Here is a 14,558-nt window from a genome sequence, read left to right as displayed (position 1 = left end):
TCTATTGGTTATTTCATGCGCTACCCTTTGATCATTCTAAAGTTGGAGATAAGAGTCGAAATCTCCAGATAAGTCAACCAAAAGGACTCTATTAATTCTCCCACCACACTTTGGTGTTGATATTGTCAGATCCCATTCGGGCTACAGCAGCATCATAATTTTCTTTGTTGTTGATTTGTACATCCACTGGATACATAAAGCGAACAGGCACTTGCTGGTTATTGAGCATTCCCTCGTTTTTAGGTAGAATAGGCAAACCAGTTCTTCTGTATTCAAACCATTGCTGATAGTCATTGAAGTACAGTGCATAATACTTCTGGAGCATGATACGCTCCAAGCTTCCATCATAAGCGGCAGCTGGATTATCAAAGTAGTCCGAAGGAGTCTCTACCCCCCACTGTTCCATAGCTGCGGTTACACCGTTTTTATAATGTGCGGCTGCATCAGAAGTAATATAACCTTTTTGCGCCAACTCTGCCTTGATCAGTTCCACCTCTGCATAGGTCAGTATCAATGAAATCATCGGCGCCTCCACCAAAGCTCGGTTATGATTGGAAGGAATAAAATCAAATTGATTTTCACTTCCCGCATAACCACTTGGGATACCTTTGTATCCAATGGTCGTCACACCATCGGTTTCCCTGGCTTGCGTGGCAAATTTTGACCTTCTTGGATCATCCATTTCATTGAGGTTTTCCAAGAAAAACTCACCCATAGCCCTAAAGGTGGTAAAGTCAATGGACCTGCCCCAAGGGGATAAGTTCGGCGTTACCCCTGTGATCTGCAGGATAGCAGACTCCGCAGTATTTTCAAAAACTGGATAAAGCTCAGGATTGGCCACCATTTCTGCCATTTTGGTATAAGCATTCATTTCAGACCTCTTGGATACTCTTAGCAATAATCTTAGTCGAAGGGAATTACAGAATTTTTGCCATTTGGCCACATCATTATGAAAAAGTATATCATCGCCATAAACCATATCCCTTTCCAAATCATAAAGGCCATTGGCCGTCTCCAAATCAGCCAGAATCTGCGTATAAACTTCTTCTTGGGTGTTAAAGGCTGGTCTTAAAATTCCTTCTTCAGCCCTGCTGGCCTCTTCCATGGGCACATCACCAAAGCTATCGGTCAATTGACTGTACACCCATGCATTCAAGGTCATCGCAATGGCCTCATAATTAGGATCCTCAGAAGCTATGGCTGCTTCCCGCATTTCTTTGATATTGATCAGCCAACGATAATAGGTGTTCCAAGTTCCATTACCGGCCGACTCGCTGATATCGTAGCGATGATAACCTCCAGATGCGCTTGGAAAAGGCAGGCCCACTTGCATGATATTGAATGTCCAGGCATCTGCGCGGTCAGTATTATAGCTAGCTACACTGTAGATGATAGGGTTCAACAGCGTGCCCGGGCTGATCTTGTCAATTCGGTTGGGATCTGTGTTGATCTCTTCAAAGTCTCCAGTACAGGCTTGAAAACCCTGCACCAAAACCATCATTAGTAGTATATAGAAAGACTTTTTCATGATTTATCGCTTAATTATTATTTACAATTTTAAAGTTAGGTTGACACCGAATGTTCTTGGGGTTGGCATTTGTCCCATTTCCACACCAGGCATTAAAGAGCCTCCATTGAGTGCTGCTGTTTCTGGATCAAAGATGGGAAAGTCAGAAATCAAGGCCAGGTTTCTGCCATACACCGCAAAGGAAGCCTGACGAATCAAAATTCTCTGTAACCAAGCTGAAGGAACATTCATCTCAAACCTTACCTCTCTCAACTTGATAAATGACGCATCAAATGAGTTGGACTCCACATTGGCCCTTCTATAGTAATCTTTGTAATATGCTGGAACAGAAACCTCGGTTGTGTTTGGAGAGAAAGATCCATCATTATTTCTCACCACTCCATCTCCTATGATGAAACCATCTTCCCTTCCCATTAGGGTATGCATCAATTTCCCTTGCTCTGACATTTTATGATGGGTTTGGGAATAAATCATTCCACCATATTGCCCATCTAACAAGACACTTAGTCGAAAGTTTTTATAGGTAAATTCATTTCTGAAACCGGCTTTCCAATCCGCATATGCATTGCCGATGTATTGGATCTCGCTAGGTCGCTCTGGCAAGCCATTCGCATTATAAATGATCTGGCCTTCTGGATTTCTGACAAAACCATATCCATAAATATCGCCTGTGGTTCCACCCACTTTGGCAATGATGGACGCTTGGCCACCTGTAGCAATGGTCTGGCTATCTTCAATTCCATCTGCCAACTCCAAAACTTTATTGTCATTTTTAGACCAAGTCACAAAAGTCTTCCACTTGAAATTGGTTTTCAAAATAGGAGAACCATTCAAAACCAATTCAATTCCTTGGTTCCTAACTTTTCCCGCATTCAACACTGCCCTGCTATAGCCTGTGGTTCTGTCCACAGGCACTTCCAAAATCTGATTTTTGGTAATGCTCTTGTAAAAATTGATGTCAGCGCCCAACCTTCTTTCCAAAAGGATAAATTCTAAACCTGTTTCATAACTGGTAGTGATTTCTGGCTTAAAGTCTACATTGTGCAGGGTAGTAGGCACAGAACCAGAACCTGGGAATTCACTTTGACCGTAGTACTTTTTGGTTTTGTAAGGATCAGTATCATTACCTACCTGAGCTGCAGAAAGTCTGAATTTAGCAAATGAAATGGCCTTTGGAAGGGTGAATAGGTCTGTCAATACAAAACTGGAACTGGCAGAAGGGTAGAAGAAGGAATTGTTTTGTACTGGCAGAGTACTTGACCAATCATTTCTCCCCGTCAAATCCAAAAAGATCTTCTCATCATAGGAAAATGAACCCAATGCATAAAGACTGTTGATCTGACGATTATTATCCCTAGTTGTCAATACTGGGTTGTTGATACCGTTAGACAACTTGTAAACTCCTGGAATCACCAAGCCATCAACGGAAGCATTTACATTTCTGTATTCCCTGCGCATGGTGTTTCCTCCAGCACTGATACTCATGTCAAATTTCTCTCCCAACTTATCCTTATAAGTCAATAAGAAATCCGTATTGATTTCATAATTGGTGATGTCTTGCTCTTTGTAATAGCCTCTTTGGAAATTGGCGGAGCTGTATGGTCTCTGCTGTGCTCTTTCCTCTTGGCTCATCGCAACACCAGAGCGAACCATCAAGTCCAGCTTATCAGTAAAGCTGTAGGTAGCAGAAAGATTTCCAAGTACCGCGTTGTTGTTCACGGAGTTGGTCATCTCATAAGCAATCAAGAACGGGTTATCGATATAGCTACTGAATGGATGGATCTGCTCCACATTTTCCATTCCTTCTTTCCAAATAGGACGGTACCAATCCAAGTCAATGCTTGGGTTTTGGAAGATCATAAAGTAAGCAATGGATTGGTTGTTATAACCTGTAGCAGGAAGGTTGTCACTTTGCTTATGGGTATAATTGACCTTGGCATTCAGCTTTAATCGATCGGTAATATTTTGGTGAACACTCAAAGCTGCCACATACCGCTCAAAACCTGTATTTGGCATGATCCATTCATTCTTGGTGTGGGTCAAAGAGGCTCTGACACCACCATTTTTAGTTCCTCCTTCAAGAGCAATATTATTGGAAACCGTGAAGCCTGTTCTCCAGAAGTCTTTTACGTTATTTTCATAAGGTCTCCATAGTTGTCGCTCCGCAGATTGTCCTTCTAGTTCCGGATCATATTGATAGTAATATTGACCTTCAAATTTAGGCCCGAATGCACTGCTGGTTCCTCCAGTGTTATTGCCATCTTCTGAAGCGCCATAGGAATAATATAACTCACCAGCCTCATTAAAAGCAGTACCTGTACCTTGACCGTAAACATATTGGGAGTCTGGCCATCTCAGCACATCGTTGACGCTCACATTGGTATTGATGGATACGCCGATGCCTTTGTCATTTTTATTTCCAGATTTGGTGGTGATCACCAAGGCACCATTGGCTGCCCGGCTACCATAAAGTGCGGTAGCACTAGCACCTTTCAAAACCGTAATATTTTCAATATCATCCGGGTTGATGTCTGCAATGCCATTACCAAAATCAATAGGCACATCGTTTCCAGAACCTGCGCCGTAAGCATTGCTGACCCCGGAACTGGTCAATCCACTGTTCATAGGAACACCGTCCAATACAATCAAAGCACTGTTGCCATTTGGATTAAGGGAATTGTCTCCCCTGAGGCTGATTTGGGTAGAGTTCATAGGGCCTGAACCGGATGAAAGCACATTTAAACCCGCAACCTTACCCACCAAGGCATCAGCCCAGTTGTTGGATTTGGCATCAAGTAATTGCTCACTTTCTACTTTTTGGGTAGCATAACCCAAGGCCTTTTCTTCTCGCTTGATTCCCAAAGCAGTCACCACTACTTCTTCCAAGGCCTTACTATCCAAGGCCAAACTCACCTTCAAAGTCGAGTTATTTTCCACTTTTACTTCCTGGTTGAGGTAACCTACGTAGGAAAAGACCAAAACATCACCTTTTTCTACCTGAATGGTAAAGTTTCCTTCCAAGTCAGTCACTGTTCCCCGGCCTTTGTCCTTGAGTAGAATGTTTACCCCGGGCAAACTTTCACCAGTCTCTGCATCTGTTACGATCCCTTGAACATTGATCTGCTCCGCAACAATAGATTCTGGCCTTTTCTCCTTCTCGCTTACAGCCAAGGTTGTATTGACCTGCTTGAATTTCAAGTTGGACTGGCTGGATATCTCCCTGAGCAAGGACTCCAAATCTTGTCTCGATTTTGAAATTTCCACTTTTTGGGAAACTTCCAAACCACTTTCATAGGAAAATTTGAAGCTGGTCTGCCGCTCCACCTCTGCAAAGACGCTATTGATCGCATAAGTAGTATGCCCCAAGCGGACATAGGTATCTTCCAATTTTTGGGCGTTAACCCTTTCTGCCATGACCAGCTGCATGCCTACATGACAGAGAAAAATCATAACGAATAGCCTCATCGTTAACCACTTTAAGGATTCAAGTAATTTTTTTTTCATAATTTTGATTGATTGGTGTGATTAGAACTAGGAATTGTAATCTGCCATCTAGTTAAGCGGGACTGCGGGAACAGTTCCGCTTTTTTTTAGCAGCCCTTAAATCGAATGTTTACATTTTTATCTTTGATATTATAGTTCATGGGAATAGAATATTTTACGGCCTCTAGCAGGTCTTCTAACTTCATATTTTGGTAAGTACCTGTAAGCTCGCAAGAAATGGATGTCTTGAAGTCTGCTTCTATTTGTACTCCATACCAATCCTCCAGCATCTTTACCACCTCAGGCATTTTGGTCTTTCGAAAAACTAGCTTTCCTTCCATCCACCCAAACTCCTTTTCCAGGTCGGGGATATTCTCCACCTTCACATTTTCATCGATCAGTTGCAGCTGCTGGTCTTTTTCTAAGAAGTGGGCTTGATCCTTGTCTCCCTGAAGGGCCACACGTACCTTTCCGGACCGTACTGCCACTTTTTCTGCCATTCCCTTTCGGGCTTGGATATTAAAGGAAGTGCCCAGCACTACAGTTTCCAGTTTTTCAGTTTGTATGGTAAAAGGCAAAGCTTCATTTCTGGCCACATCAAAAAAAGCTTCCCCCTCCAGTTTGGTAAGCCTCCTTTGGTTAAAATCCTTATAGACATATATTTTGCTATTGTGATTTAAATGGATGACCGTGCCATCAGGAAGCTTGATTTTCCTTTTTACTCCGGTAGGATTCTCAAAAAGTTCAAAGGAGTCCTCTGCCACCATGATTTCCTGTTCCGGGGACCAAACTCCTTTCATCAGCCACCCAAAAGCCATGACCAGAACCAATGAGGCTGCGACGGCCCATCTGACATGGGTAAAATGAGTTTGTGACTTAGGATAGAGCGCTTTACTCGGACTAGTCTGCCTTTCAATGCTGAAAAATAGTTCTTCCTCGACCTGCTGTTTGTTTCTTCCCTTATGGTCTCTGAGTTTTAATTCAGTCCTTTCTTGCTCAAGGTACCACTGATCCAATGCAGCTTTTTCTTCGGAACTGATTTTTCCCCGAAGTGCTTTTTGAATCAAATTGTTTACTTGTTTATTCACTGGTATGTATTGCTACTGTTCACTTATATAGTGATCAATCAACAGGGCCACTACCGAAAAAAATGATTAATGAATTGTTATGAATAAAAAAGCTACTTGATGTTTTGATAACATAAAAAACCACAACTGACCAGAGGTCTCTAAGCAGTAAAGAAGGGAAAGGGCATTAGTTAAGCAACATCAAGGCAATGACAGGTGCATATTCTTTTAATTCTGTCCTAATGAGTGACAAAGACTGACTCATTCGGTTGTGGATGGTCTGTGGGGAAAGGTTGAGCTTTTGGGCTATTTCGTCTGTAGAAAGCCCTTCAAACCTACTCATGGTAAAAATCAACCGTGACTTCTCCGGCAATTTTTCCAAGGCTACCTCAAGCTCTTGGTAAAGATCCTGAAAACCTAAAACATCCTCCTGATAATAAAGAACATCTTGATCTGCAATCTCAAGCTCCCTTTTGATCCTTTGGGCATCCAATTTTTTGAGCACCTGATATTTGACCGCCGTATGCAAATAGGCCTTTAGCGTGGAATGAAGCTCCAAAGACTCCCTTCGATTCCAAAGGTCAATAAAAATTTCCTGCACTAAATCCTCCACCATCACTTGATCCAAAAGCCTAGCATAAGCTGCTTGGTATAAGCTCTCCCAATGGGCCTCATAGATCTGCCTAAAAGCATTTCTACAGCCTTGATTGACCTTACTCAACAACTCTTTATCAGATGGATACACTTTAGACTAAGGATGATTTCCCCAAAATTAAGGGCTCAAAAATCTACTGTAAGGAATATTGAGTTAAAAAATCATTAAATGTTTACCAAAAGGGATACTGCCAATCAGCTCAACAAATTATAGTTAATGAGCATTTGGTCACCGGCCCTCCACTGAATCCACCCCTTTCCCACTTCTTTAAAATCAGTATCCAGCAAAGCCACCATCATCCATTCTTCCTTGATCTCCAACGCTCTCATACACTCAAAATCCTGAATTACCTCTCCTGCATGTGACAAAGGCTTAATGCGCACCGTAGTTTGTTCTCCTTGGTTAAACTCCACGGAATGCATCCCCAAAAGAAAATCTGGCCAAAAAAGGAGCATTCCAGATTGCCTTTGGATAAATGCAGTCTGATGGGTCTGGACATTGACTTCTATTTCAATGTATTCCCTGCCAGCACCAAGTACTCTAAAATAAAGTATTCCATAATCCAACTTGTTGATCTCAGGGAGCAACCAGGGAGGAGCATAACTGATCCCCGGATTTCCATTTCTATCATTCATAAAGACCAAACTGTCATAAATGGTTGTATTTAGGTTTTGGTAATTTTGAAAAGGGTTGTTGTAAAAGTAAAGCTTATTTCCATCATCAATCTGTGGAGCAAAAAAACCTAAGCCCATCATCTCGTCAGATTGAAGAAAATTTACAGGTTTGGTAGTAGGTGAGGGCTTTCTGATCACATCCTCTCCGGGTTCTTCCATCCTTTTTATTGTTAAGACCCGAATCGCCAAAACACCCAATAACAACAGAACAAAGCCCCCAAGAACTTTATTCATGACCACGATCTTTCTTTGGTCCAAACTATAAACCGCAATGATGGCCAGCACAAAAACACCAAAGCCTGTCATGACCCCGTAACCTAGGACTATGGCACCCCCGGCCAAGCCCTGACCGTCACCTGCCCCAGCAAGGCCTGCGGTAACGGTTCCCAATATGGTAAATACCACAAAACAAAGTAGGTAAAACAATAGGCTGGAAGCTTTGAACATCTTTTTCATTATGCTCCTATTTTATGCTTAATATTTTTTCCACTGTTTCGCCGGCCTTCACTTCCAAGCTAAATGTTTCCGAATACCCTGCATGCTTTCCAAGGCTCATTACCGAGATCTCATAGGTTCCGGGCGTAAGGATAAATGATCGGGGATTGTTGTTTGGGGCTGTATAGGTTCGGCTACTGGCCTCCACTTTTTTAGTGCCCGGATCGGTGACTTTTACCACTGCATCTACCAATTCTTCCCCAGAAACCACACCTATCTTGGCCTCGCCAGATTGAAAAGTATGGGCTATCTTTTTAGTTTCTCCAGCACCAATTTGTACACTGTCTATCCTGTGAAAAATCTGAGGCCCTTTGATCACTAATGCGGTCAATTCAATATCATACATTCCGGAATTTAACTCATAAGTATCTTCCCGCCCATAGGTTCTTCCTCCTGATGATGCTTTTTTGCTGCCTGTAGGAAAAATTTTTACCATGGTATCCCAACCTTCTTCATTATTCTTGGCCATCACTAAAAATTTGGCTCCATCAAAGCTAATGGTTTGATGAACTGTTTCATTGGCCTTGCTCTCCAGACCTGCTACCAACAAAGGCATTACATCACTGTCTTCCAAAGGGGTCACCTCCAAATCATAAATTCCCGGGACAAGGTACATTGACCCAGTGTCCCTGTAAGTCCTGGCCATGGAAACCAGCTCCTTAGTTCCTGCCTTATAGGCCCTAGCCAAGGCATCCACAGGAATGCCATTTTTATAGGCCGATACGGTGAAATTTCCGTCTGGTTTATCCACTGTCTCTTTGGTGACTTCTTGAAGTACCTCGCTCAAACCTTCAGCATTATCAGCATCATAATATTGCCCATCACCTGCTTTGGCTGCACATATCAAAGGTGCAGTTTCTTCTTCCTTAAGCCCAAAACCGACAATATGCATCTTAAAATCAATGCCTTCAGCTTTGGCGGATTGGACCACTTTGCATAAATCACCGTCACAGGATTCTATCCCATCTGTCACCAGGATTACAGTCGCCTTTTCTTTTGATTCCCTCAGTTTTCCGATAACCAATTCCGCTGAGTAGGCCAAGGGTGTTTTTCCTAATGGTTTAATGTTTCCCAAAGCTGTATTGACCTGAGACTTGGAACCTTGCTGAGTAGCCACTACAAATTCCACATCGCGGCAATCGGTCTTGTTTCGATGTCCATAGGCTACCAAACCAATGGCTTGCTGATCCGGAAGCTCTTCGATCGTTTCACTTAATACCTGCGATGCAATCTCCATTTTGGTTTTACCATCGATTTGGCCCCACATGGAACCGCTGGCATCATAAATAAAAATGATGGGAGAAGGTTGGTCTTGGGCTTTAACTCCAGAAAAAAATAGTGAAGTCAAAAATGTCAAAATCACTACTAAGGCTTTCATTTTTAGCAGGTTTGGTCTAATTAAATTTAACTAAAAATCAGCTCAAAATGATATAGAAAAGCACTTTCTAGAAATGAGGCACTAAATCATAAACAAACAGAACAAAAACATCGATCAACTAAAGCATAAGAGTACTGTAAAAAGAGAAATTAAGTCAAATCGCTTATTTGCCTTTCCATTCCTTCATATATTTCCAGTTTCTGGGCTTGCCTTCTTCCATGTACTCAATAGCTGTTTTTAACCTTTTCTGACGGGTTTTTTCTGTCTTGGCTTCCTCAAGCCATTCGATATAGTCTTTCTGATTACTGTAACTGAATTGCTCAAAAGTATTCAATGCATCGGGAGCAGCTTCAAGGGCAACTTTTAAGTCCTCAGGAATGCTCAGGTCCTTCTTCGTCTTAGAGGGCTTTTTGGGTAGTTTGACCCCTTCTTCATTTAAGGTGATGGCTTCATGCAAGTAATCCAGCATCTTTTCATCTGAGGGCAAGTCCTCCATACTCGTGATCTTTCCCAAATGTCCCATCGCTGTCTCTCCCACAGCATTCTCCTTCAAAACAGGATCTTTCATCAAGGTCCCTTTCCAAAACAGAAAGGCACAGTGTGCCTTGAAGCTGGCCATGCAGCATAGGATTTCATCTCGATACATAAAGTGGGGCATGCCCCATTTGATGGTTTCCTCTATTTCCGGGCAAGCTTGATGCACCAAGGCCCTTAAATGTCTTAAAATAGGTTCAGCAAAAGGCTGCGCCTTGGTGATATAACTATCAATCCTTGGATCATGTGAGGGATGAAAGTCCACTGTTTTCTTACTGGCCATTTTCAGGAGTATTTTTTCAGATGAAATTTATTAAAATTTCAGGTTTCATGCTCCATTGCAATTTAAAAGTCTTCTAAACCTATTGAAAAAAGCCTATTCAACATCCTTTGTTTTATTTTTCTGGTTTAAATCCATATCGGCATAAAAGCCCAAATCTCTTTGCCGAAGAATTTTGGTCCAAAAAGCAATCTGACCTGTATGGTATGAAAAATGCTCCACAGCATGAATGATATTTCCCACTCCGGTATAACTAAAACCTTGAACACTATACTTTGTTTCCATTCCTTCCTGGTCTAGCTTGTCAATTGTGGAGCAGGCATCATTGATGGTATTGGTCAGCTTCTCTATCAGTTCCTCCTTACTATAACCTCCAGAAGCGGAAAATTCCTGATCGCGGTCTCTGAGGTCTTCCTGCTGCCCTAAAGAGGAGATGATGTATTGTGTGACATTGCCACATAGATGCAAAACCAGATTACCCATGCTATTGGAAGCATCGTTCGGTCTGTGCCAGATCTCTTCCTCGGACAACCACTCCAAACAACTATTGATTTTTGCGCTGTTTTCCTTTAACCTAAATGTAGCGTGCTTTTTTATTTCTGTAACGATAGGATGCTCGTTCATGATTAGTGTATTTGCTTGATGAGAAATTAAAATATAGTTAAGATAAGTCTGGGATTGATTGAGCTTCATCCCGTGCCAATAAAAACTGAATGAGATCATTGGGCTTTTGGGTTCCTATCAAGAATTTCTTTCCACTCTTCAGCTGAATAGCCAGTCCCTTGCTTCCTTTGATATTATAAACGGTACCATACCGGGTAAATAGTCGGATTCCCCAGCCCACAAAACCATAGTCAACCACTTCCGCTTTATCCACTTCTGCCCATTGGACAATCTTCCTCTTGAAAGGGAAGAAGAACATTTCTATTTGATGCGCATTGATATGGGTGCGAAGACGGATAATCATAAAGAGCATATCCACAGCCAGTATCAATAAAAAGCTCATAAACAGCCCACCACTGGACATGGGTTCATCTCCAAAAGGCTGTTCCAAAACATACTGCTGATACATCCCATAAACAGGCACCAAGGTCACTGCAGCCAACATCACCCAAACCCACCACTGATCGAAGCGCTGGCTTTCTTTGAAAATTCGATATTGATACTTTAGGGCCATAATGATCCTTTTTCTTATACAAACGGCTAAGCCGAATAGGAGTTGTTAAAGCACGTTACTGGCCGTTCCTTTCTTGCCTTTCGTTCGGAAAAATTGAATCCGTAGTAATTCTTAAATAAGTCTAGAATGAAAAATACGGTGTTAAATTCATAGGTACATACTCAGATAGGGCAATAGTTTTAAACTCATAATGACTTACGCAGAACGCTACTGTATGAAATCTGGTTGATTAAAAACACAAAAGTTTCGATTTACCACCAAGTCAATACTTTGGATTGAAGTGCTATCAGCGAAAAACCAAGGCCTCGTAACCCATGATTTAGGCAAAATGTTATGCTCCTTTAATCAAAAGAATTCCTCGAGGTTCTACCTCGGAGTAATTTATTATGCTGACAAGCTCAATTCCTCAATTAGCATCCAGCGTTTGGTACCATAAATTCTTTCGAAAATTATTTCTGCTTCTTGTCCGCATAACGGCCTACAAAAATACTCAAGTCTTTATTAAGCCTTAATGAGTGTTTTATTGAAGATAGTCATCTCTATAGTATTGAATCAGTCTATTTTCTCTGCATCCAGATAGTGTTTGAATTGAATATTGGATTAAAAGTGATAATAGTATAACACAGATTGCTTTAGAGTTTAGTTGTAAAGTTGAATAACTCCTTCATTCCAAAAATTGGGCTTTTATAAATGCAGAATCTGATTCACTAAGAATGTAAATGATAAAGGGAGGTTCACTAGAAAATTCTCCCATCGATAGTTGAGTAGATTGCCCTTATCTACCAAAATGAATTCTTGGTTTATTAGGTTGTTGTTGATGTATAGAAGAATAAACTTAATTGGCTCTAATTTGATACTCAAGTTCAATTGTTCATTCTGCAAACCTTTCGAGTTACAACTAACAAAGCAGTCAGATTTTTCACCATAGTAGAGCTTCCTAAGAAGAACTGAACTTTAAATTCGCTACTTTCCTGCCCTACGAGACGCGTCCACTACTTGCGAATAGGTGTTGTTATGCCTTTGCCCTTCTTTCATTTATACAATTTTTATAACATCCACCAAGGTCTTATTTAAATGGTCAAAATCTCCGTCGGTAGTCATTAGTGGAATGTCAAGTGAATATGCAGTTGCTGCTATCCAAAGGTCATTTTTTCCCATCTTTTTAGCCGATCCTGTGAGAAGGTTTCCGCTTTTATCTTTTGTTTTTCCTTTGGAAAATGCGTCTATTTCGGTATATGAATCCATCAGTAATTGGTCAGCATTAGAAATGTCGATGTATGTTATTTCTTCAAGTAATATATTCAGCTTTTCAATTTTAGCCTTTCCCCAATTATTTTGACCTATGAAGGATTCCAATTCTGCCTTGGTAACGACAGAAACAATGATATTGGCTGCTTCATCATACTCTTCAAGTTCTTCAAGGCATTTTTTCCCTGTAATTGTATCTCTAACTATATGAATAAATACACAGGTGTCAATAACAATATTTTTCATCTGTGAATTTCTTTAAGCATTTCTTGAAATTGTTCATCAGTGATTTCGTCTTTCAACAAGCCCGAAATACTTCTTAGTGCTGAAAGTGAACTTGACTTTTTAGTTTGTTTGGCTTGAAATAGTATTTGTTGGTGAGCTGTCATTGCCGTTGGCTTTTTCGAGAAAAACTTGTCTTTTGTGCCTGGCTCACTGTATTCCTGAATTTCTACAAAACTCAACTGTCCATTTGGTTTGTAATGTGCCATTCCCGAAATGGTTACTTCCTTGCCCATAAAGCTAACGATGTTCTCAACGATGGTTTTATCTGTGGCAAACACGTTTACAAAACCTTGTTCTGTCTGTAAACCAAGCTTTCCTTTAGAAACCTTCATTTCATCCAATTGACCGTTTACAATTACCTTATTAGGCTCAGGTATCTTGTCTTCCAATAACCCAATTTTCTGAAAATCACCTTTTGTCAACCGAACTTCTGCAATCGTTCCACGATTTGCCATATAAAATATTTCGTTATCACTGATGAAGTTTTTCTTGAAACTCAACAATGATTTCAAGAGTGGTTTGTCCAAGTCAGCATCTTCACTTTCATCATTCAGAGCTGTTTGAAATGAATGTATCACCAATGCCATTGGGGTTAAGTGTAGGACTTCTTCGCTTGGTTTGAATATTTCTAATTGAAGCCCCTTAATTGTTTCTGAAAAATTGGTGCAATCAATGGTTAGATAAGTGCCGTCTTGTCCACTTCCAGTAATGCTCTGCAATCGCATAGCCAAAGCCCTTTTCAGATTTTTGTCAGGATTTATATCACTAAATCCCCTTAACTTATACATCAATGCCTTGGTAGCAATGTCTTTGGTAGATTTCGTCAGTAGGTTTAATCTGTCAAACTCCAATAACCCATTGTCTTCGTCTTCACCCAATATCCTTATATCGTAATTCATTATAATTGTCTGTTATTAATTGAAAAATCTCCCTTCGCAAAGTTATTATTTCTGCCCTTTTATTTTAGGTTGTGTCGTCTTTTAGAGTGAAGAATGGCACACCCACAACTTCTTTGGTCTACTTTATAATATTTAAGAAACTGTATCAATCGATAACTTAGCGGTCAAACAGGTAAATTCACTTTAGTTTTTAAAACTTTTTACAAAAGCCCAATGACAAAGACCAGGTATCATAGCCCTTTTTAAAATCAAACATCAAGGCAGGAACAAACTCCCAGTTGTTCTGCATTTCTATGGCATATTCTGTTCCCAACCTGAAAATCGCCAAGTTCTCGTGCTTTTCAAATTCTGCACCTCCACCAGCAAAAACCGCCCATTTTTCGGTCAGCTCATAATTGGCCACCAAAGCAAAAAGCATGGCCCGCTCTCTTTCCAATTCCTCACTTCTGACAATATAATGGTCCAACTCCCAGTCCCACATCATCCCAATTTCCCAACGTTCATGGATTTTTCTGAAATAATCGAAACCTACTGCTGGCACAAAAAAACCATCTCCCACTTCTATTTCCTCTAACTCAGCGCCTTGAGGAATCCAGGTATAACCCAAAGAAAATAAAACCCTGTTTTTGGTCTCACCTTCTTCTTCCATTTCCTCCTGAGCCATCAAAGGAGCTACAAAAAACAGGGAAAGAATAATCAGTAGGATAGAATTCTTGAATTTCATGAGCTAAAGTATTTTGTAAGTTTTTAAACCTAAGCAACTGACACAAAATACTCAATATCCCGCTAAAAATCAGCCCCTTTAACCCAATCTCCTGAAAGGATCGATAAATTTTGGCAAAAATATATTCTTTA

Annotated in this window: 12 protein-coding genes; all 12 read right to left on the bottom strand. The window is 40.8% G+C overall.

Annotated elements, in window-relative coordinates; translation table 11 throughout:
• Positions 1–91: 91 nt before the first annotated feature.
• A complete protein-coding gene (locus IFO69_RS19910) occupies positions 92–1,528 on the bottom strand; it encodes a SusD/RagB family nutrient-binding outer membrane lipoprotein (RefSeq protein WP_192011906.1) in 1,437 nt (478 codons plus the stop codon).
• A 21-nt stretch (positions 1,529–1,549) separates the two neighbouring features.
• Positions 1,550–5,032 (bottom strand): SusC/RagA family TonB-linked outer membrane protein, encoded by a 3,483-nt coding sequence (locus IFO69_RS19905; RefSeq protein WP_192011905.1) that lies wholly within the window; start codon positions 5,030–5,032, stop codon positions 1,550–1,552.
• An 86-nt stretch (positions 5,033–5,118) separates the two neighbouring features.
• A complete protein-coding gene (locus tag IFO69_RS19900; protein ID WP_192011904.1) occupies positions 5,119–6,099 on the bottom strand; it encodes a FecR family protein in 981 nt (326 codons plus the stop codon).
• A gap of 166 nt (positions 6,100–6,265) precedes the next feature.
• Positions 6,266–6,823 (bottom strand): RNA polymerase sigma factor, encoded by a 558-nt coding sequence (locus tag IFO69_RS19895; RefSeq protein WP_317173490.1) that lies wholly within the window; start codon positions 6,821–6,823, stop codon positions 6,266–6,268.
• A 104-nt stretch (positions 6,824–6,927) separates the two neighbouring features.
• Positions 6,928–7,863 (bottom strand): hypothetical protein, encoded by a 936-nt coding sequence (locus IFO69_RS19890; RefSeq protein WP_192011903.1) that lies wholly within the window; start codon positions 7,861–7,863, stop codon positions 6,928–6,930.
• 7 nt (positions 7,864–7,870) lie between these two features.
• Positions 7,871–9,280 (bottom strand): vWA domain-containing protein, encoded by a 1,410-nt coding sequence (locus IFO69_RS19885; protein ID WP_192011902.1) that lies wholly within the window; start codon positions 9,278–9,280, stop codon positions 7,871–7,873.
• A 163-nt stretch (positions 9,281–9,443) separates the two neighbouring features.
• Entirely contained in the window at positions 9,444–10,097 is a 654-nt protein-coding gene (locus IFO69_RS19880) for a YdeI/OmpD-associated family protein (protein WP_192011901.1), read from the bottom strand.
• A 93-nt stretch (positions 10,098–10,190) separates the two neighbouring features.
• A complete protein-coding gene (locus IFO69_RS19875) occupies positions 10,191–10,718 on the bottom strand; it encodes a DinB family protein (RefSeq protein ID WP_192011900.1) in 528 nt (175 codons plus the stop codon).
• A 37-nt stretch (positions 10,719–10,755) separates the two neighbouring features.
• Positions 10,756–11,271, bottom strand: a complete 516-nt coding sequence (locus tag IFO69_RS19870; RefSeq protein WP_192011899.1) for a hypothetical protein — start codon at positions 11,269–11,271, stop codon at positions 10,756–10,758.
• Positions 11,272–12,306: 1,035 nt separating this feature from the next.
• Entirely contained in the window at positions 12,307–12,765 is a 459-nt protein-coding gene (locus IFO69_RS19865; protein WP_192011898.1) for a type II toxin-antitoxin system VapC family toxin, read from the bottom strand.
• The gene (locus IFO69_RS19860) at positions 12,762–13,703 is read right to left on the bottom strand and encodes a hypothetical protein (RefSeq protein ID WP_192011897.1); all 942 of its coding nucleotides are present in this window, start codon (positions 13,701–13,703) and stop codon (positions 12,762–12,764) included. Before IFO69_RS19860 ends, IFO69_RS19865 begins: the two co-directional genes overlap by 4 nt.
• A 190-nt stretch (positions 13,704–13,893) precedes the next feature.
• Complete coding sequence (locus IFO69_RS19855) at positions 13,894–14,427, bottom strand: hypothetical protein (protein ID WP_192011896.1); 534 nt, start codon at positions 14,425–14,427, stop codon at positions 13,894–13,896.
• Positions 14,428–14,558: the final 131 nt, after the last annotated feature.

It is taken from the genome of Echinicola arenosa, assembly GCF_014841125.1.
Taxonomy (GTDB): Bacteria; Bacteroidota; Bacteroidia; order Cytophagales; family Cyclobacteriaceae; genus Echinicola; species Echinicola arenosa.
Note: the sequence above shows the minus strand (reverse complement) of the source record. Positions and strands in the feature narration are given on the sequence as shown.